The organism is Streptomyces sp. NPDC005963 (assembly GCF_040638655.1).
Lineage (GTDB): Bacteria > Actinomycetota > Actinomycetes > Streptomycetales > Streptomycetaceae > Streptomyces.
In genome coordinates, this window is record NZ_JBEXVD010000006.1 from 168,219 (window position 1) to 188,438 (window position 20,220).

General features: G+C 70.7%; 14 protein-coding genes. 6 read left to right on the plus strand and 8 right to left on the minus strand.

The annotated features are described in order from the left end of the window. Positions 1-42: 42 nt before the first annotated feature. Positions 43-1,527: an FAD-dependent monooxygenase gene (locus tag ABZ348_RS12050; RefSeq protein ID WP_358931931.1), complete on the minus strand. Its 1,485-nt coding sequence runs from the start codon at positions 1,525-1,527 to the stop codon at positions 43-45. Continuing rightward, complete coding sequence (locus tag ABZ348_RS12055) at positions 1,524-2,708, minus strand: MAB_1171c family putative transporter (protein WP_358931933.1); 1,185 nt, start codon at positions 2,706-2,708, stop codon at positions 1,524-1,526. The genes ABZ348_RS12050 and ABZ348_RS12055 overlap by 4 nt, the downstream gene beginning before the upstream one ends. 676 nt (positions 2,709-3,384) lie before the next feature. Here ABZ348_RS12055 and ABZ348_RS12060 point away from each other — a divergent pair. Beyond that, positions 3,385-4,950 (plus strand): ATP-dependent DNA ligase, encoded by a 1,566-nt coding sequence (locus ABZ348_RS12060; RefSeq protein WP_358931935.1) that lies wholly within the window; start codon positions 3,385-3,387, stop codon positions 4,948-4,950. Positions 4,951-5,072: 122 nt separating this feature from the next. Here ABZ348_RS12060 and ABZ348_RS12065 read toward each other — a convergent pair whose 3' ends face one another. Beyond that, positions 5,073-5,924, minus strand: coding sequence for an NAD(P)H-binding protein (locus ABZ348_RS12065; protein ID WP_358931937.1), 852 nt, complete (start codon positions 5,922-5,924; stop codon positions 5,073-5,075). An 80-nt stretch (positions 5,925-6,004) separates the two neighbouring features. Between ABZ348_RS12065 and ABZ348_RS12070 the strand changes: the two genes are divergently transcribed. Next, positions 6,005-6,997, plus strand: coding sequence for an AraC family transcriptional regulator (locus ABZ348_RS12070; RefSeq protein WP_358931939.1), 993 nt, complete (start codon positions 6,005-6,007; stop codon positions 6,995-6,997). Positions 6,998-7,093: 96 nt separating this feature from the next. Here ABZ348_RS12070 and ABZ348_RS12075 read toward each other — a convergent pair whose 3' ends face one another. The 5 genes from ABZ348_RS12075 to ABZ348_RS12095 all read right to left on the minus strand — a co-directional run bounded on the left by ABZ348_RS12075 (position 7,094) and on the right by ABZ348_RS12095 (position 11,975). After that, a complete protein-coding gene (locus tag ABZ348_RS12075; protein ID WP_358931941.1) occupies positions 7,094-7,549 on the minus strand; it encodes an RICIN domain-containing protein in 456 nt (151 codons plus the stop codon). A gap of 126 nt (positions 7,550-7,675) precedes the next feature. Next, on the minus strand, positions 7,676-8,509 hold the full coding sequence (locus ABZ348_RS12080; RefSeq protein ID WP_358931942.1) for an aldo/keto reductase: 834 nt from the start codon (positions 8,507-8,509) through the stop codon (positions 7,676-7,678). A 264-nt stretch (positions 8,510-8,773) separates the two neighbouring features. Next, entirely contained in the window at positions 8,774-9,052 is a 279-nt protein-coding gene (locus tag ABZ348_RS12085; RefSeq protein WP_358931944.1) for a hypothetical protein, read from the minus strand. 247 nt (positions 9,053-9,299) lie between these two features. Next, positions 9,300-10,019 carry a phosphotransferase gene (locus tag ABZ348_RS12090; protein WP_358931946.1) on the minus strand — a complete coding sequence of 240 codons (720 nt, stop codon included), beginning with the start codon at positions 10,017-10,019 and terminating at the stop codon, positions 9,300-9,302. A 132-nt stretch (positions 10,020-10,151) separates the two neighbouring features. Further along, complete coding sequence (locus ABZ348_RS12095) at positions 10,152-11,975, minus strand: long-chain fatty acid--CoA ligase (RefSeq protein WP_358931947.1); 1,824 nt, start codon at positions 11,973-11,975, stop codon at positions 10,152-10,154. A 622-nt stretch (positions 11,976-12,597) separates the two neighbouring features. Between ABZ348_RS12095 and ABZ348_RS12100 the strand changes: the two genes are divergently transcribed. From ABZ348_RS12100 to ABZ348_RS12115, 4 genes are read left to right on the plus strand one after another with little or no spacing between them, the layout of a single operon-like run. Then, positions 12,598-14,847, plus strand: coding sequence for a hypothetical protein (locus ABZ348_RS12100; protein WP_358931949.1), 2,250 nt, complete (start codon positions 12,598-12,600; stop codon positions 14,845-14,847). A 1-nt stretch (position 14,848) separates the two neighbouring features. Next, the gene (locus ABZ348_RS12105; protein ID WP_358931951.1) at positions 14,849-16,078 is read left to right on the plus strand and encodes a hypothetical protein; all 1,230 of its coding nucleotides are present in this window, start codon (positions 14,849-14,851) and stop codon (positions 16,076-16,078) included. Further along, the gene (locus ABZ348_RS12110) at positions 16,075-18,546 is read left to right on the plus strand and encodes a GTPase-associated protein 1-related protein (protein ID WP_358931954.1); all 2,472 of its coding nucleotides are present in this window, start codon (positions 16,075-16,077) and stop codon (positions 18,544-18,546) included. Before ABZ348_RS12105 ends, ABZ348_RS12110 begins: the two co-directional genes overlap by 4 nt. Beyond that, on the plus strand, positions 18,543-20,144 hold the full coding sequence (locus ABZ348_RS12115) for a hypothetical protein (protein WP_358931956.1): 1,602 nt from the start codon (positions 18,543-18,545) through the stop codon (positions 20,142-20,144). Before ABZ348_RS12110 ends, ABZ348_RS12115 begins: the two co-directional genes overlap by 4 nt. Positions 20,145-20,220 lie beyond the last annotated feature (76 nt).

Genomic DNA, 20,220 nt, shown 5'->3' on the forward strand with positions numbered 1-20,220 from the left:
ACGTCGGGAGCGCCGGTCCCGATGCGCACCGGAGGAGGCTCGTCAGGCGTCCCGGTCGGCGCGCCCGGAGTCGTGTCGTACGACGGCCGGTTCGCAGGTCGCGCCCGGGCCCTGGTCGCCGAGGCTGAGGAACCCGAGCTCCCGCCGGGTCAGCGGCGGTCCGGCGAGCAGGGGCCGCAACGGCCCCCGTACCGCTCCGATCAGGACGTCAGGGCGGATCAGCCGGTCGAAGCCGGACTGGAGCGTCATCACGTCCGTGAGCGCCTTGGCCATGGAGTACGAGCCGGTGGAGGTGGTGACGAGCCGGTTGACATACCGGCTCACCAGCCGGTCCACGGCGTTGGGCAGCCGGCCCCGGGAACCGGGGTAGAAGATGTCCTGCCCGGTCGCGAGGGCCCAGGCCACCTGGGCGGGGCGGGCGATCGCACGCTGGGCGCGACGGGCGAGACCCGGGGCGGTGACCCCGGCCCGGCGCAGTTCGCCGCGGAGTGCGACCGCTCCGAGCGCAGCCACCGACATGCCCTGCCCGTAGACCGGGTTGAGCGCGGCGACGGCATCGCCGACCACCACGTATCCCTCGGGAAGGTGTCGGCACCGCTCGTACAGCCGCCGCCGGTTGACCGTGCTGCGCGTCACCGTGATCGCGCTCAACGGCTCCGCGTGCGCGAGGAGTTCCCCCACGAGCGGATGACGCACACCTTTGGCGAAATCCAGATAGGTGGACTCGTCACTCGTGGGCTCGCCCCCACGCGTGCCGGACAGACTCACCAACCAGCGCTGGTTCTCTATCGGCATGATGCCCGCGGATTGGCCGGGCCCGGGCAGCCGGGCATCGGGCTGGATGACGAAGACCGGCGAGTCCTCGGAGCCGACCGGCGCGCGGTAGACCCTGCTGGCGTACGCCACGCCCGCGTCCACGGCCAACTCCCTGACCGGGCCCACCCCCAGTTCCTGCAACCACCGGGGACCCGGCGAGGAACGGCCCGAGGCATCGACGACGAGATCGGCGGTCAGTCGTCGCTCGGAGCCGTCCCTCAGACGTATTCGGACACCGTCGACCCGTCGGGCATCTCCGGTAAGCCCCAACAACTGGGCCTCCTCCACCACCGAGACACGCGGCTGACGCAGCACCTGGTCCCTGATCACCCAGTCCAGCAGATCCCGGCTACAGGCGATCAGATAGTGCGATTCCGGCCAGCGCCGGTACCACCCGCCCGGCGACAGCGAGACCATCCCGGTGGGCAACGGCACCCGTCGTGCACCGGCGGCCAGCAGTCTGCCCGTCACTCCGGGAACGAGCGACTCGACGGCATCCGCGCCGCCTGACCACAGAGTGTGGAGGTGCCGGGCCTGCGGCAGGCCCTTACGGGGGAGTGGTTCCCGGGGCAGGGAGTCGCGCTCCACGATGGTCACTTCATCCACGAACGCCTGGCACGCGGTGGCCGCCAGGACACCCGCGAACCCTCCTCCGATGATCACTGCCCGACGTATGTGGGCGGCTCGCGGGGATCTGACGGGGTCACTCATGAGTTGCTGCTCTCCGACAGGGCCGCCCGGCGGCACGCTTCATGGACGAGGGGCGAACGGCGCAGTGCCAGGGACATCTGCACGAGGTCATCCGCTTGGGTGGAAGGTTGTACGGACTCCTTGCCCTCGGCAAGGGTCGTCCGGCCGGGGTGCGCCGCCTGCACCTCGCTGGCCGCAGCGATCATCGCGGCGTCCGCGAGGATGCGGGCCCGGTCCGGCGGATGGTCCTGGGCCAGGGCGTGGCCCAGCACCTCGTCGTGGACCGCCGCGTCGAAGTATGGACGCAGACCGATGATCGCGTCGTGGATGGCCGCCTCGCGCTGGGTGAGCCGCAGTTCCAGCGACGCCCAGGGGCCGATGGCCACTCCTGGCGCTCCCCGCCCGGCCCCGCCCGTCAACTGCTTCTCCAAAGCGGCCAGATGGCAGTACCGCACCGCCGTCCGCCAGCCGATGCCCACGCGTTGGGTCACCAGCGGGAGGATGAAACCGCCGCCGACCAGCGGTGCGGCCACCGAGGCCAGGGGGCGGGCCACATCGGTGGACAGGGTGTCCCAGTCGTGGCCGGCCCAGCGCGCACCCACGGCCGTCAACTTGGCCACGTCGAAGCCGAGGTTGAGGATGTACCCCCCGAAGATCAGCAGCAGACCGACCCGGAGCACGCCCTTGACCTGGAGGGACCAGCGCCAGCAGAGCACGGTCATCACGATCGACGCCACGCTGTGCGCCAGCAGATACAGCACGATCATCTCGCGGATGAAGGGCGTGTTGGCGTAGTAGGTGTCGAGGTCCTCGCGCCGTTCGACGGGCGCGTCCCCGAGGACGAACAGCACGATCAGAGCGATGATCACCAGTCCATAGGCGATCACGCAGAACGACGAGGCCCTCCGCGTCTGTTCCGTGGTGCCGCCGCGCCAGATGATGATCAGTACGACACAGGCACCGCTGAACGCGGTCAGCACCCCGTAGACCAGGGGCGCGGCGAGATTGGGCACCCCCGAGATCCGGTTGATCGCCGCCACCGTCGGAACGGCCGCGAGCAGGAACACCAGACTGGCGACGAGCAGGAGCCCGCAGACCGCGCGCAGCAGGATGTCGTGCCGGTTGCGCACCAGGGCCGGCAGCTTCACCAGGAAGGCCCCGAAGAGGAGCGCGGCCGGGGCGGTCATGCTCACGTCGTCCATAGGGCACCATCCCGTCCGGGGTGCACCACGGCGCCGGCCGTCGGTGTGCGGCGATCCGCTGTGGGACGTGCGCTCCATCGGCGCGTTGCCCCGTCCATGCTCCGCACGGCCCACCCCCGGTTCTGCCCGACGTCTCAACCGCCCTCGAACGGACACTCGTCGGGCTGCTCCACCCACGTGTCACCGTACGCCGCGAGCCGTGCCCCGCGCGCCCGGGTCCCTCGGCACGGTCTGCCGCGTGTCGGGACTTGGTGGGGGCGGGGTACGTATGCCGCGATGTAGTGCATCAGTATGCAACAGGCTTGATACGTCATGACAGTTGACCGGGTGCTGACCCTTAAGAAGGGTGTCCTCCCGACCGTTCCGGGCCGCGGACGTGCCCCTTCGTGGTGCGTGATGGCAGCACGTGGCAGGGGGCGCGGAGGTACGGCGGCACGGAGGTACGGAGATATCGGGCATGGGCGGGGGTCGCGGGGAGGGGGAGGCGCCCCCGGCCGAAGCCCGGCCATGCTCGACGTTCTCCTGTAACGGTGCTCCCCGAGGAGCGACGGCTCGGGGACGCCGGACGAGACCGTACATTCGTTCGGTTCATGTGGTGTGAACGGGACACCGTCGCCGCACGGTCCCGTCCCGTCCTGCGGATGCGGCACCCGGCGTCGCGGGGCACCATGGCCCCATGCTGCTGGCTCGACTCGCCGATGTGTCCAGGGACGTGGCCGCCACCTCAGCACGCTCGCGGAAGACCGAACTGCTGGCCGGGGTCTTCTCCGACACCGACCCCGAAGTGGTCGCCCTGGTCATCTCCTATCTGGCCGGGCGCGTCCCCCAGGGCCGCATCGGCATCGGGTGGAGCACCCTGAAGGAGCAGCCGCCGCCCGCGCGGAGCGCCACCTTGACCGTTCTCTCCGTCGATCGGGCGCTGACCGCGCTCGCCGAGCTCCAGGGCCCCGGCTCCCAGGGCGAGCGCAGACGTCTGGTGGAGGAGTTGATGTCCGCCGCCACTGCGGACGAGCAGCAGTTCCTCACTCGGCTGCTGCTGGGAGAAGTGCGGCAGGGGGCGCTCGACGCCATCGCGCTGGAGGCCGTCGCCCGTGCCGCGAACGCGCCGCCGGCGGCCGTGCGCCGGGCGGTCATGCTCGACGGCTCCCTCCCGAGGGTCGCGAGGGCACTCCTCGCCGAGGGCCCCGAGGCCCTCGCCCGGTTCCGGCTGAGGGTCGGCACCCCCGTACACCCCATGCTCGCCCACACGGCGAAGACGGTCGGCGAGGCCGTGGCGACGCTCGCCGCCCCCTGCGCGGTCGAGGAGAAGCTCGACGGCATCCGCATCCAGGTCCACCGCGACGGGGCGCTGATCCGGATCTTCACCCGTTCCCTCGACGACATCACCGATCGACTGCCCGAGGTGAGCGCGGCTGCCCGCGCCATGAGAAGCGATCCCTTCATCCTGGACGGCGAGGTCATCGCGGTCGACGCTTCGGGCCGGCCCGTGCCCTTCCAGGAGATCGCCTCCCGGGTGGGGTCGCGCACCGATGTGTCGGCGGCCCGTGCGGCACTGCCCGTGTCACCGGTCTTCTTCGACGTTCTGACCGCGGACGGCGAGGACACCCTGGACCTTCCCGGAATCGAACGCCATGCCGTGCTCGACCGCGTGGTCCCCGGGCCGATGCGCATCCGGCGGACCGTGGTCGAGGATCCGTCGGACGCGAACCAGCGCACCGCAGCGGAGGAGTTCATGGCCGCCACCCTGCGGCGCGGCCATGAAGGCGTCCTGGTCAAAGCGCTTGACGCACCCTATTCGGCGGGCCGCCGCGGACGCGCCTGGCTGAAGGTGAAGCCCGTGCACACCCTGGATCTGGTGGTCCTCGCCGCCGAATGGGGGCACGGTCGCCGCACCGGGTCGCTCTCCAACCTCCACCTGGGTGCGCGCACCGCCGATGGCACCTTCGTGATGCTCGGCAAGACGTTCAAGGGGCTCACGGACGAGATGCTGCGCTGGCAGACCGCCCGCCTGGGCGAACTGGCCCTCGATGACGACGGATTCACGGTACGGGTGCGCCCCGAGCTGGTGGTGGAGATCGCCTACGACGGGGTGCAGCGCTCCACGCGCTATCCGGCCGGGGTCACGCTGCGGTTCGCCCGGGTGCTGCGACACCGTCCCGACAAGTCCGCCGACGAGGCGGACACCGTGGAGCGGGTGCTCGAAGCCGGTCCGACGATCGCACCTCCGGGAGCCGACATCTGACGCCAGCGCGGCGCCGCCGTCCCCCGACGACCCCGCCCCACGCCCCGTTGGAACGGGCGCCCCCGCCGAGTGGAGCCGCTGCGGTCCCGAAGGCTCCGATCAGCGGCCCCGACCCGACCGGATCACTCCTTCCAGGCGCCCTCCACCACTGCGTCCCGGGCGAAGTCCACGAAGTCCTTCGCCTCACGACCCAGCACCTCGCGCACGGTGTCGGTGGTCGATGCGTTGTGGCCGTCCATCAGCATGGTGCACAGCGCCGCCAGCCATATGGCGTCCGGCTCCGGGAAGCCCACCTGTTGCAGCAACGCCGAGAACTCGGCCTGCGACACCGGCAGGTACTGGACCTCGCGGCCGAGCGCGGCCCCCAACTCCGTGGCCGCCTGCCCGAAGGTGAGCAGTCGCGGTCCGGTGACCTCGTACGTCCTGCCCTCGTGACCGTCCTCGGTCAGTGTGGCGACCACGATGTCGGCGAGGTCGTCCACATCGATGAACGGCTCGGGCGTCTGTGCACCGGGAAAGGCGATCGCCCCCTGGGCCACACTGTCCGCCAACACGCCCTCGGAGAAGTTCTGGGCGAAGAACGCCGCTCGCACCACCGTCAACGGCAGCCCCGACTCGCGCAGTGCGTCCTCCGCCACCACCGCATCCTGCTCGCCGCGGCCCGAGAGCAGCACCAGCCGCCGTACCCCGCCCGCCGCTGCCACCTGCCCGAACTCCCTCATCGCCGCGGTCGCCCCCGGCGCCGCGAGATCCGGGTAGAACGCCACGTACACCGAGTCCACCCCTGAAACCGCCGGGGCCCAGGTCGCCGGGGACTCCCAGTCGAAGACGACCTCGCCCGCGGTGTTGCCAGGGGTGCGCGAGCCCGCCCGCACCGGGATCCCCCGGGTGCGCAGACGTTCCGCCACCCGACGGCCCGTCTTGCCCGTCGCCGCCGTCACCAACACCGTTTTCTGCTCTGCATTCGCTGTCATGACACCAGGTTCGACCACCAAACGTGGACGATCCATGCTCCAGAGGCTCAATCCCATACGTCTACGTCTAGGCTGCTCTCATGGATGCACTTGCCGGACTGTTGGACGGGCCGCGTGCCCGTGAAGCCTTTCTGCTCCGCATGGTGGTGACGCCGCCCTGGTCCGTACGGGTCGAGGACGAAGCTCCCCTCTCCTTGATGTGTCTGACCGAGGGATCCGCCTGGATCGTCCCCGAGGGCGGGGACCCGGTCCGGCTCCGCCCGGGTGATCTGGCCATTGCGCGCGGCCCGGCCCCCTACACCATCGCGGACCACCCCGACACCCCGCCCCAGGTGTTGGCCGGCCCCGGCGGGACCTGCCACACCCTGCGGGGGGAGCCGCTCGATCAGGCCATGCGCATGGGCGTACGGACCTGGGGCAACGACCCCAACGGCACCACTGTCCTGCACATCGGTACCTATCAGGTGCAGAGTGAAGTCAGCGGCAGACTGCTCGACGCCCTGCCCCCACTGGTCCACATTCCCGCCGGCACCTGGACGTGCCCGCTGCTGCCCTTCCTCGCCGAAGAGATGGAGCGGGAGGAGCCGGGGCAGAGCGTGATGCTCGACCGGACGTTGGACCTGTTGCTGGTCGCCGCCCTGCGCTCCTGGTTCGCTCGGCCCGAAGCCCATGCCCCCGCGTGGTACCGCGCCCTCGGTGATCCCGTCGTGGGACGGGCCCTGCGGCTGATGCAGGACGCTCCCGCCCATCCCTGGACGGTGGCGTCCCTCGCCGAGGCCTGCGGGGTCTCCCGGGCCCAACTCGCCCGGCGGTTCAACGAGCTCGCCGGCGAACCGCCGATGACCCACCTCACGCGCTGGCGCATCGACCTCGCAGCCGATCTGCTGCGCACCACGGACGTCACGATCGACACCGTGGCCCGCAAGGTCGGCTACAGCGGCTCGTTCGCACTGAGCGCCGCCTTCAAGCGCGTCCGCGGGGTCAGCCCGCAGGAACACCGGACGGGAACCGCACCTCCGCGACGGCAACGCCCCTCGGTCTCGCGTCGACCCGAGGTGATGGCGGCACCGTGAGGCATCGACCGCGATCGTGCGGCCACGTGGACCGGTGGGTCACACTGCCGGCACGGCAGGGCCCGTTCCACCGCGGGAACGGAACCGGTGGGTGATTCAGTGGCAGGGCTCAAGTCGCCACTGTTGGCCGGGGGAGTCACTGTCCTCCCACTGCTGCACCCGGGCGCCTTCCTCCCGGCTGCCGTCGGCGACCTCCAACAGGAGCCCACTGACGAAACTGACGATGGATACGGTGCCCGGGGCGTCGAGCCGGTGCTCAACGATCCATTCCTGGGCGCCGAAGTTGTTGGGGCGCCATTGTTGGATGCGGGCGCCGTTCTCGGTGGACGCATCGGCCACGTCGAGCCGCTTGCCACTGGCGACGCTCACGAAGTGATAGAGACCGCCGCCGTTCGGTACGGGGTCGATCTGCCACTGCTGGGCCGTGGAACCGTTCTCGGTGCCCTGCTGCACCACGGCACCACTGCCCTTCACTCCGCCGTACACCTCCAGGAGCAGCCCACTGCCGGTATTGCGCACCAGATACCGGCCGGCGGTCAGGGCCCCGTTCACGTCATGCACTCCTCGCTCGATCCCACGACTCACCACACCCGCATCGAACAATTGTACGAGAAATGGGGGCGGGGTTGCGACCCGTGACCGCGTGGACGCGGGTCGCCGAGGTGAATGCCGTACGTCTCAGGCGACGTCGAACGTCGCCGGGTCCGGGCCCAGCCGCCTGTCCTCGTTGAGCGCCCGCAGCGCCGCCAGATCGTCCGCGTCGAGTTCGAATCCGAACACATCGAGGTTCTCCCGGATGCGGGAGGGCGTCACCGACTTGGGGATCACCACATGGCCCAACTGAAGGTGCCAGCGCAGCACCACCTGGGCCGGGGTGCGGTCGTGCTTGTGCGCCACGGCCACGACCGTCGGGACCTCCAGCAGGCCCTTGCCCTGGCCCAGCGGCGACCACGCCTCGGTCGCGATCCCGTGCTTGGCGTGGAACTCGCGGGCCGCGTCCTGCTGGAGGTGGGGGTGCAACTCGATCTGGTTGACGGCCGGCACCACGGAGGTCTTGTCGAGCAGCCGCTCCAGGTGCTCCGGCAGGAAGTTCGACACGCCGATCGCCTTGACCCTGCCGTCCGACAGGATCTTCTCGAAGGCTCGGTAGGTGTCCTCGGCGGTGTTCCGCGCAGGCAGGGGCCAGTGGATCAGATACAGATCGACGTAGTCCAGACCCAGCCGGTCCAAGGACGCGTCGAACGCGCGCAGGGTGGAGTCGTAGCCCTGGTCGCTGTTCCACAGCTTGGTGGTGATGAAGAGTTCCTCGCGGGGCAGTCCGGAGGCTGCGACGGCCCGGCCCGTACCGGTTTCGTTCTTGTAGACGGCCGCCGTGTCGATGCTGCGGTATCCGGCCTCCAGCGCCGTGGCAACCGTCCGCTCCGCCTCGTCGTCCGGCACCTGCCAGACTCCGAAGCCGAGCTGGGGCATCGCGACACCGTTGTTGAGGGTGATGGAGGGGACCTGGCTCACGAGGGGGGAATCCTTACGTCGTCGATGGGTGCTCACCCATTCTCACCCGAAGAACGATCATTTCCGGGAGGTCATTCCCCCGGACCCGCCCCCTTCGGCCAAGGGGCGGCATCGCGTCCGCCTGACCTCGTGCCCACGGAGGTTCGAGCGTTCCAGCCGTACGGGGCGCCGACGGGCTTCGTACCGTCAGAGCGCGGCCCGCGGCGCCCCGCCCTTGGTGCCGCGCCTTCCGTACCGCGTCTTTGGTTGGGGCCGAGCCTCGGTTCAGGGCGCGTGCGGTGCCCGCTCCACGGTGAGGGTGACCTCGAAGCACGGCTCGTCGCTCACGGTCCCCGTCGTCGGCGTCAGCCCGAAGCTGACCTCCAGGCCGGAGATCTGCCAGCCGTCCTCTTCCGGTGTCTGCTCCAACGACCGCTGGGCGATCCGTGAAGCCTGGACGATGACCTTCTCCACCTCCGCCGAGCGCTCGCCCGGTGCAGGGGCGGGCCTCGTACCGTCGACGGTCCGGCCGCGTGCCACGGTCTCGACCTTGACCTCGGTCATCCGGTGACTTCCCCCGTCAAGCCTGGTCTCCTGTGCGTCGTACTGGGCCGACGTGCCCGGACGGGCGGCACGCAGGGTACGCCCGTCGGTCCTGCTGCGAGGGGCGCAGCCCAGCCTAGCCATGCGGTCCACCGGGCGTGGATGCTTCCGGACACAAGATCCAAGGAGACGTCGGAGGTTGCCGGTACCCACCGGCTCTGTGGAGCGGGCAGGGCACGCCAGGCAGACGGGACCTCGACGACACGACCTATTCCCGGAGGTCGGTCTCCAACTCGCGCACCAGTGCCACGGCGTCGTCGAGGACCCGTACCTCCAGGGCGTCCATGTTCGGGTCGGCCGCCCTGCGCTCACGGGCCTCGGCCAGGCAGGCCGCATGGGCCCCGCCCAGTTGGATCGAGGTGTCGTGCCGCTGGAGCAGGGAGACGAGTACGGCCCGACCGTGGGCCGCCTCGGTGGTGGCACCCACGGCGATCTGCGCCAGGATCAGCGCCGTCATGGCCCAGTCGAGCGCGGGGTGCCCCTCCTCGGTGTTGCGCCAGTCGATCACCATCGGCCCGTTCGGGGTGAGCATCACATTGTCCGGATGCAGATCCAGGTGCAGCACCCGGTGTTCGGGGTCGCTGGAGACGCGGGCGGGAATCGCATGCAGGCGGCGCAGGAGATCGGCGAGCATGGCGCCCGTCTGGTCGGCGGAGACGGCGGCCTGCCGCATCGCCTTCCGCAGGGTCGGTCCGGTCAGCCGCTGGAGGACCAGTTCGCCGCGGGTGGGGTGCGAGGCCCCGCAGGCGTCGGGACCTTCGGACCGCCGCACGCCGGGCACCGGGTAGCCGTGCTCGGCGACGTGCTCCATGACGAGTGCTTCGCCGGAAGCGTCGCCCCCGTCCCGGTAACGACGCAAAACCCATCGGTCGTCGATCGCGAACACATCCGCTGAACGGCCGAACCCGACCAGTTCCCCCAAGCTCATGACGAGAACATTAGTTCAACGGATGGGCCGTCAGTCAGCGCATCCCCCAAGAGGGTCGGGCCCGACTTCCCCGCCGTCGGTGCGGTGTCGGAGCGGACCGCGCCGCCACCTCAGCGGTGGAGCTCTGCCGTGTCAACGGTAGAGCGCCGCCACCTCCGCGGTGTACGCCTCCTCGATCGCCTTGCGCTTGAGCTTGAGCGAGGGTGTGAGCAACCCCTGCTCCTCGCTGAAGGGTTGGGCCAGTATCCGGAAGGTCCGGATCGCCTCCGCCTGCGACACCAGGGTGTTGGCGGCGACGACTGCCCTGCGGATCTCCCGCTCCAACTCCGGGTCCCGCACCAGTTCGGCCGGGCCCAGGGGGCTGCGGCGTTGCATCCCCAACCAGTGCTCCACGGCCTCCGGGTCCAAGGTCACCAGTGCCGCGATGTACGGACGGTCGTTGCCGACGAGGAGGCACTGGGCCACCAGCGGATGGCTCCGCACCCGTTCCTCCAGCACCACCGGCGACACGCTCTTGCCGCTGGAGGTCACCAGGACCTCCTTCTTCCGCCCGGTGATGGTCAGATAGCCGTCGTCGTCGAGCGAGCCGAGGTCGCCCGTCGCCAACCAGCCGTCGCGCAGCACGGAATCGGTGGCCTTGCGGTCGTTGAGGTAGCCGGCGAAGACATGGGGGCCGTGGAGCCACACCTCGCCGTCCGTGGCGATGTGGACGGTGGTGCCCGGGACCGGTTGCCCCACCGTGCCGTAGCGGGGGCGCTCCGGCGGGTTCGCCGTGGCTGCCGCCGTGCACTCGGTGAGCCCGTAGCCCTCGTAGACCCGTACGCCCGCACCGGCGAAGAAGAGTCCCAGCCGTCGCTCCATGGCGGAACCTCCGGACATGGCGTAGCGGATCCGGCCGCCCATCACCTCGCGCAGCCGGGTGTACACGGCCCTGTCGAAGAACTGGTGTTGCATCCGCAGGGCGGCGGACGGTCCCGGGCCGAGTCCGAAGGCACGGTGTTCCACGGCCTCGGCGTAGCGCACCGCCACGTCGACGGCCCGTTCGAACGGGGCGATCCGCCCTTCGGTCTCCGCCCTGCGCCGCGCGGTCTGGAAGATCTTCTCGAAGACGTACGGCACGGCCAGGAGGAACGTCGGCCGAAAGGCACGCAGGTCCGGGAGCAACTCGGCTTCGTGTAGGGCTGGTTGGTGGCCGAACCGCACACCGCTACGGATCGCGGCGACTTCGATCATCCGACCGAAGACGTGGGCCAGGGGCAGAAAGAGGAGGGTGGCCGGCGAACTGCCCTGGCGGGCGTGGAACAGCGGTGCCCAGCGGGTGGCAAGGGTGTCCGCCTCGAACATCAGATTGGCATGGGTGATGACACAGCCGCGGGGTCTGCCGGTGGTGCCCGACGTGTAGATCACGGTGGCTGTGGAGTCGGGGGTCACCGCACGTCGGTGCCGGTGCACCACCTCGTCGTCGATGTGGGCGCCCGCCGCGACCAGTCGGCCGACCACGCCGGCGTCGAGTTGCCACAACCGCTTCAGCATCGGCAGCCGTCCGATGACCGAACCGACGGTCATCGCATGGTCCTCGTGCTCGACCAGACACGCCGAGACCTCGGCGTGGTGGAGTATCCACAGAACCTGTTCGGGCGACGAGGTGGGGTAGACGGGGACCGACTGGGCCCCGACCGTCCAGATCGCGAAGTCGAACAGGGTCCACTCGTACCGGGTGCGGGACATCAGTGCCACGCGATCGCCGAAGCGCACGCCCTGGGAGATGAGCCCCTTGGCCAGTGCGAGCACTTCGTCGCGGAACTGACCGGAACTGACGTCACGCCAGATACCGTCCGTGTCCTTGCGGCCCAGTGCGATGCGGCCGGGATCGTCCCGAGCACGGTCGAAAACGGCATCGGCCACTCCACCGACCAGGGGCGATGTGTCCAATGGCGGGACAGTGAACTCGCGCAAGGGCCTGCTCCTTGTGGTGCTCCGCACAGCGCCGCGACGGTACCTCACCTTCCGGTCGGGTTGGACGCTGCTGCGGATTCGTGCGCAAAATCCATCAGTGCAGGTCAGAGCCGAAGAAACGATCACATGCGGATGATCGGGTGGGTAATTCTGACCCTTCAGTAAGGGGAGGTATCCGAAAACTCCACAGAATCTGTACCGCGCCGTGACCGCGACTTTGCTGATCCGTGGAGGCCGCTTTACGAACTTTGACGGAGAACGCGGTGGACGCGAGCCCACAACGGGCCGTCAGATACGCCCGCTTCCTCGCGCCCGATGTCCTGCACCGGTAGCAGTCGTGTCGCACCCTTCCCGTACGTCCCGGTCAACTCCACAGCAACACAAGCCCTGAACCTCCTGCCTCGTACCAGGGCACAACATGCGCAACCCGCCAACAACGCTGCGCCCCGGCTCCGCGGGCAAACCCGGAGCGCGTCGCTCCACGGCCTGGTGCACTTCCGTTCCCCGACCACGGCTCCGTCGACGGCTGAAACCATCCGTGAATGCTTGGACAAACGGCTACCGCCGTTGATCGCGATCTGGTGAGATAAGTGCACGGATCGTGACGTGGGGGACGGGACTGATGCCGCAGCACTTCGGGCACCTGCTGGGCTTGCCCGCAGCCGTCCCACCGCTGCCCGCAGCCCCCCTCGTCCCCCGGGCCGACGAACTCTTCGCCCATCAGAGCCGGCTGAAACTCCGTCATGCAGCGGACGCACTCTTTCCCGACACGCCCGTCAATTCCCGGCGCTTCCGCGTCCTCGACGGCCTCCACCGGTCCGAACGGGGTCGGCACTGGCGCGCCGTGAACCGACGCACCCTCACCGAGACCAAGGACATCTGGCTCGCACTGCCCGGCATCGACCGGTCCGCGGTCACCGCACTGTTCACCCGCTATGACCAGGCACTGGCCGCGGATCCCATGGCGCTGCGACGCATCGTCCTCTACGAGTTGACCGCCCTCATTCAGCAACACCCCCGGGGCTGCGCTCCGGAAGCGGCCCGCGAGTTCGGAGTCGACCCGGACGAGTGCGAGGCCCTCGCGTTCGCCGTCCGCCGGCGTCCGCGACTCACCCCGGAAGGGCGTGCCGCAGCCGAAGGCATCGTCGATGCCTGGCAGGGCGGACGGTTGCGCCGAGCCGGCGCCCACGCGACCCGAATCGGCGACACCGGTGGCGACCAGCGGCTGGACGCGCTCGTGCGGAAGATCACCCAACGCAGGGCCGCCGTCCTCGCCTCCCTCGCCGAGGCCGACCGGCTGGAGCGCGCCGGGCAACGTGCGGAGGCCGGAGCGCTGAGGGTGCGCGCCGCCCGCACCGCCGTCGACGAGAACGCCCCCCTCGCCGCGTTGTTACGCACCCCGCACGACGGTCCGCGGATCACGACGCGGATCCGCCCCGACGCCATCGACCTGGAGTGGTCGGGCGACACCGCAGGCCCCTACCGCCTGGTGCGCGCCAGTTCACGGCGCTGGACCGTACTGGCCCCGGCACTGGACGCGACCGCGTTCACCGACACCAGCGCACCCCTCGGCGAACGGGTCCACTACGCCGTACTGCCGCTCGAAGGCCCGCAGGACCCCCGCATCCGGGAACTTCCCCTGCACAGCGCACCCGTGGTCTTCGCCCCGGACATCGGCGAGCCGCGCACCACCGACGCCCGCGCCCGCATCACCGCCGCTTGGGAGCCGCCGCCCGGCGCCGACGGCGTCAGCGTGACGCGTGACCCCGGAGGACATGAGGTGACCGCCGCGCTCGACGGGTTCACCGACACCGACCTCGCCCCCGGCGACTACCGCTACACGATCCGCTGCCGCTACCGCACGGCGACCGGCGACGAGGGACTGTCGACCGGTACCACCCTCTCGGCGACCGTCCACCCCTGGCCGGAGCCCATCACCTCGCTCGACATCAGGCCGGCAGGGGACACCGGCGCCGTCCATGCGGTCTGGAGCGGCGGGTGGGGGAGCGAGCTCCTGCTGCTGAACCTGCCGTCCCACGCCCCCGCCGAAGGGTCCGACCTCCTTCTCGACGAACTGCCGGCGTACCGCACCGTCGCCTCGGTCAGGTCCGCCCGCGGCAGCACCGAACTCCGCCCGCCCCGCGGCACCCGCACCCGGCTGACGGCCGTGAGCGTTGTCGACGGCAGGGCGCGCATCGGCCCCTCGATCCAACTGGAGCTGCCCGCTCCCGTCGAACGGCTGACCGTACGGCGCGAAGCACCGGACCAGGCCCATCTCGCCTTCGACTGGCCGGGGGACGCCGCCCGGGTGCAGGTCAGCTGGGAACAGTACGGGGACCACCACCAGCAGACCATCACGAAGTCGGCCTATCTGACCCGGGGCGGGCTCCGACTGGAGGTCGGCACCGCGGCGGTCCGCTTCCGCGCCGAAGCCGTCGTGCTCGCCGACGCCGACGTGGTGATCCCCGCGGGTGCCGGCGCCACCGTGGAACTCCCTCCCTATCGCGCCATCTCCTACGACCTGGTCAAACCAGCGTGGCGCGCCGGCAGCCGACGCCGGGTAGTCCTCCGCGCCGAGTACCCCAACCGGACCGATCCGACCGAAGGCGACCTACCCGAATTCGTGCTGGTCGCGCGCTCCGGGGGGACGAAGAAGCTGCCCCCGCCCCGCCCCCGCAACCCCGAAGACGGCGTCACCGTGCTGCGGCTCAGCGGAGCGGAGATCGGCGACGGCGACCCCGTACAGCGGGAGATCGACCTCGCCACCACGGGCGAGAGCGCCCCGTACACCCTCCGCGCGTTCCTCCTGGGGCCGCACGCGGACTGCACACGATTGAAAGAACCCCCGCACGAACGCTTGGTGGTGCGCTGACGTGACAACGGTCATCTGTCCCTACTGCTTCGCCCGAGGGGCGGCCTCCCGACTCCGCTACCGCTGTCTGATGACACGGACGGGCGTGCGCGGCGGACGGCAGCCCTGCACTCCCCAACGGGACGACACCTGGGCGGAGTTCAAGGGCAATGCGATCGGCCCGCAGGCCCGGATGCGAGGTCCCGTCTTCGACAGCCGGCGTGCCCTCGGACCCGTTCGCAGCAGGGCCGCCTGTCCCGACTGCGGAGTCCTCACCCCCGTACGGGTGTGCACGTCGTGTCACAGCGACCTGCCGAGCGACTACTGCGACCAGGACAGTCGGATCATCGCCCTGGTGGGAGCCAAGGCCACCGGCAAGTCCACCTACGTCGCCGTCCTCGTCAACGAACTGCGCCACCGCGTCGGCCGGGTCTACCAAGGGGCTCTCGCCGCCATGGGCAGCGACACCCAACGGCGGGACAAGGAGATGTCCGCCGATCTCTACGACCGACTGCACCTGCCCGGGGCGACCCGTCCCGCAGCACTCGGCTTCAACGACCCCCTGCTCTACCGGCTCAGCCTGCCCAGCACCTCACGGTTCGGCGACGGCAGCAGACACACCGCCCTCGTCTTCTTCGACGCCGCCGGAGAGGACCTCGGGGACGCCGAGGCCATGGACCGCTACACCGAGTACCTCGCCGCCGCCGACGGCATCATCCTGCTCGTCGACCCGCTGCAACTCCCGTCCGTACGACAGGAACTACCGCCAGGCGAAGGGCCACCCCTCCCGCCGATCGAAACGTCCCCCCAGCAGATAGCCGCCGACATCGCCGGCCAGTTGCGCGGACACGGCAGACGGGGCACCCGGGGCAAGGTGAACACACCGCTCGCCGTCGCCGTCACCAAGACGGACATGCTCCGGCCGCTCCTCCAATCGCAGTCGCCCCTGCTCCACAACGCCCGCCACGACGGAGGCGTCTTCGACGACACGGGAAGGGTCGCCGTGCACGAGGAGGTGCGTTCCCTCCTCGACGATTGGGACGGCGGCGAACTGCACCGCAGGCTCGACCGCGACTTCGCGGACGTCTCCTACTTCGGGCTCTCCTCGCTCGGTGCCCCGCCGCCCGCCACCGCGCCCGCGGACGTCCCCACCTCCGGCCCCCAGCCCGTCCGCGTCGAAGACCCCCTGCTGTGGCTGCTCGCCCGGCGCGGGCTGCTCACCGTGCGCAAGTCCAAGGGAGGCGGCGCATGAACCGACCCGGCATCCTGCCCCAACTGCACTACACATCGGCCGCACCCGGCCCCGACGGCTCCGGCTTTCGCTTCACCGCAGTGAGCGACTCCGTGCCCGCCAATCTGCTCCGCGAGATCGAACAGCTCGTCGGCTACGAACCGCCGCCCGATGCCCCCAGTCGACCCACCGCCGGCGAACTGGCCGCATTCCCGACGGCGTTCACCCACAGCACCCTGTCCGACGGCAGTCGACTGCTGTGCCACAGCGTCTACACCGGGGCCGACTACAGCGGTCGCTACGGAAACTTCCACGCCCACGCGGTGTGGCTCCCAAGCGGTGCCCCCGTCCCCGGCGGTCGGCTCCCCGTGGAACTGTGGCACTCGCCGTCCTGGACCGCGGCCACCCCCGCGAGCGGTCGCCCCGATCCGCTGCCCGAACTGCTGCCGGGGCGCCACCTCGACCGCACGAGCCTCACCGAGTTCGCCGTGTCCCGCGCCGACCGACTGGCCGCCTTCCTCGCCGACGTACGCACCCTGCTCACCGCCCCAGACGCGCCTCAACTCATCATGGCCGAACCCGAACCGCACGACGTCATGCAGTGGGTCGCCCTGGCCAGCGCGGTGCTCCCACGGGAACTGGTGACCACCCTCACCTTCACCTCGTACACCCGTCGTCCCCTCCAAGCCACCCAGCAGATCATCGGCATCCGCCCGGAACCCGGTTCCGGGCAGCCGATCGGCAGCGACCACCGCTACCGGGTGTACGACGCCTCCTCCCCACGGACACAGCCCGCCGGCGACGACCGCTGGGCCGCGGTCGCCGCGCGCATCTGGCGGGCCGGACTGCCCCAACTCTTCGCGACCGCTGCGGCGCTGCCCGTCGAACGCACCGACGACGGCCCCTTCGACCACGCACGACTCGCGGCGGTCGCCGCCGCCGAATGCGTGGCGCTGGACTCCACGAGCCGCGCAGCCGCCGCCCGTTGGGCCCATCGCCACGGCCAGGGGGAGGACGCCGACTTCTGGGGCCCGCTGCTGGTCACCATCGCCGAAGGAGGCGGCGGCGACCAGCAGCGGTCCGCCGCCGAATGGCTCGCCCTCGCCCCCCTCTCCGCCCGACTCGCCCGCATCGCGGGGCACTCCGCCGCGGACGCACTCCGGGACGACCTCCGCAGCGCCCTGACCGACCTCAGGGAGACCCCGCTCGACGTGGTGCTCGCACTCCTCGAACTCGCCGACGCCCTCTCCGTCCCGACCGCCGACGCCCTCCCGGTGCTCGCCGAGCGGGCCACGACCACCCTCCTCGCCCACCGCGGACCCGATGCGCACACCGCACCGCCACGGGCCACCGGCACCCCCACGGGCCGCGAGGACGACACGGGCCACCCGGCCCGGCAGGAAGCCATCGACCGGGGCGACGACCCGGCCGTCGTCACCGCAGCCCTCGGCCGCCATCCCGCCGTCCGCGCAGCCGTACTCGGCGCCCTGGACCGGGCGGCCGAAACCGGCGACCCGACCGCACTGGCCGCGGTCGTCCGGGGCGCGCTGCCCGACGCCGACCTCAGCACCACCCCCCATCTCCGCATGGGCGCCATGCACTGGCAGGACGGCGACGACCCCGTCCGCGTCTTCCACACCCTGATCAACGAAGCCGGACCCGAGCACCGGGGCCACCCCGCGATCCTGCGCACCGCACACCGGCTGGTCTGGAACAACCGCACCCTCACCACCACCCACGCCCGGTTCCTGGTCAACGAACTCCCGCCCGACCGGCTCGAACCCTCCGGAATCGAAGCCCACGCCACCCTCGCCGCGCTCACCGCACCGGCCGACGACATCGACGCACCACAACTCGCCGCTGACCTCCTCTACTACGCCGTCCGCCCCATCGAGCCCCGCACCCGAAGCGCACTCTCCCTCCTCGCCCTCGCCGGCCGGATCGTCGACGACACCGCAACGCCCGGGTTCACCGAGCAGGCCGTCCTCCTCTGCCGCACGGCACACCCCCTGGAGGAGGCCATCGCCCACCGGGTCGGCACCGCCATCGCCGAGCGGCTCCTCTCCAGCCGGCCGCACCCCGGGGAGCTCGAACAACTCGCCCGCTCCGAGCAGCCCGCGCTCCTCGCCGCCTACCAGGCAGTGGCGGCCGGTGACACCATCCGTGACCGGTTGCGCGTCTCCCCCTCCTACCTCGCCTCCTGCTACATCCACTGGTCCAGTGGACGCAGCCTCAACCCCGCCTGGGAGACCACCCGAACCGCCCTGCTGTCCGACGTCCTACGGCCGATCGTCCGGAAGCTGCCCCCTGAGACCATCGCCCAGATCGCGAGCGAACTGGAACGGCCCGGAGGCCGCTGGGCCGCCGACTTCCGTGACTGGAGCCGACCGGGCCGCATCGCCCGCATCGGCGGTCGGCTCCTGGGTCGCAAGGCCGTCGACCCGTCCGGGCCCGGCCCCGTCCCACCCGGTGAGGAGCGTCGCCGATGAACTCCTGGATCCTCTACCCCGCACTGATCGCGGGCGGGTACAGCGCCCTCGTCGCCGTCTGCACCGTCCTGTACACCCTGCCGGTGGCCAGCATCAGGACCATCGGTGCCGTCGGACGACGCATCGGGCCCCTCACGAGCGGTGCACACGACCCCCGTGCCGTGCCCGCCGGCACCGCCGACCCCGCACACCCCTCCTACTGGACGCGCCAACTCCGGCTGGACGCCGTCAGCTGGGTCAAGGCCGTCGGCACGACCCTTCGACAGTTGTTGATCAGCCGCTGGCTCGGCACCAACGCCCGCAACCTGCTGAGCGGAAGGCGCCCCTCCACCCCCATCGGTCAGCGCCCGGGCCGCCCGCCCGAAGGCATCGTCGTCGCCACCGTGCTGTTCCTCACGGGCCCCGGCTACGGTCTGGGAGCCCTCGTCGGAACCTCGGCCGCCTGCGTACTCCTGCTGCTGATCGCCCTGGTCTTCGGGCTCCTGCTCGGCCTGGTGTGCGCAGCCCTCGCCGCCGCCGCACTCACCCTGCGCGCACTGGACCGGACGAGCCAATGGGGTCGGCGCATCCGGCTGAAGTGCCCCTACCCCGGGTGCTACCAACCCATCGACCTCCCCGTCTACCACTGCCCCAACTGCCCCGCCGTCCACCGACGACTGCGGGCCGGACGCCTCGGCGTCTTCCGTCGCGTCTGCGGCTGCGGGCAGCGGTTGCGCACGAGCCTGCTCCTCGGTCGACACACCATCGCCGCCTCCTGCCCCCACTGCAACCTGGCCCTGCCCCGGTTGCTGGGGACGACCCGGATCGTCCACGTCCCCATCGTGGGCGGCACCTCGTCCGGCAAGACCATGCTGATGACGGCAATGTTCGCCGGACTGCGCTCCTGGTCGGACCGCGGACAGCTCTCCGTCACCTACGCCACCGACGAGGACCGCAGCGAACTGCGCCGCCTCAAGGGGCAGTTGGACCAGGACGGCTGGGTGCACCGCACCGCGACCCAGCAGCCCCGGGCGATGATGCTCCAGATCACCCGTGGCCGCACCCGACGACTGCTCTACCTGTACGACCCGATGGGGGAGACCTTCCAGGACTCGGTCATCGTGCGCGAACAGCAGTACCTCGCCCACGCCGACGGAGTCGTGCTCGTCGCCGATGTGCTCGCCGAACCGGAGGTGCGCCGCGAACTCGGCGGGGCCGACGCGCAGAAGGCCGTCAACGCCCGCCCGTCACCCGAAGGCCCCAAGGACACCTACGACCGACTCGCCGGCGAGTTCACCGCCCTGTCCGGTCGACGCGCCAAGACGCCCGTCGCCACCGTCGTCACCAAGCGCGACGTCCTCGATCAACTGACGTCGTTGCCCACCCCGGGAGCCAGGATCGACGACTGGCTCGGCGCCATCGGACTGGGCGACCTCGTACAGAGCCTCGGCCATGACTTCGGCGCCACCCGCTACTGGGCCGTCAGCGCCCACGCGGCCACCGGAGCGGGCGCGCTCGACGGCGAGAGCCGACGCGCCGCCGAACCCGTCCTCTGGCTCCTCTCCCGCACCGGGCTCCCCGTGAAGCCCCTACTCACCAGCGAAGCAGCAAAACGATGACGCGATCCCAGCACGAAGTGAAGGAAGGCCCTAGGGTCGTACTGGCCCTAGGGTCCATACCGACAGCCGAACTCGG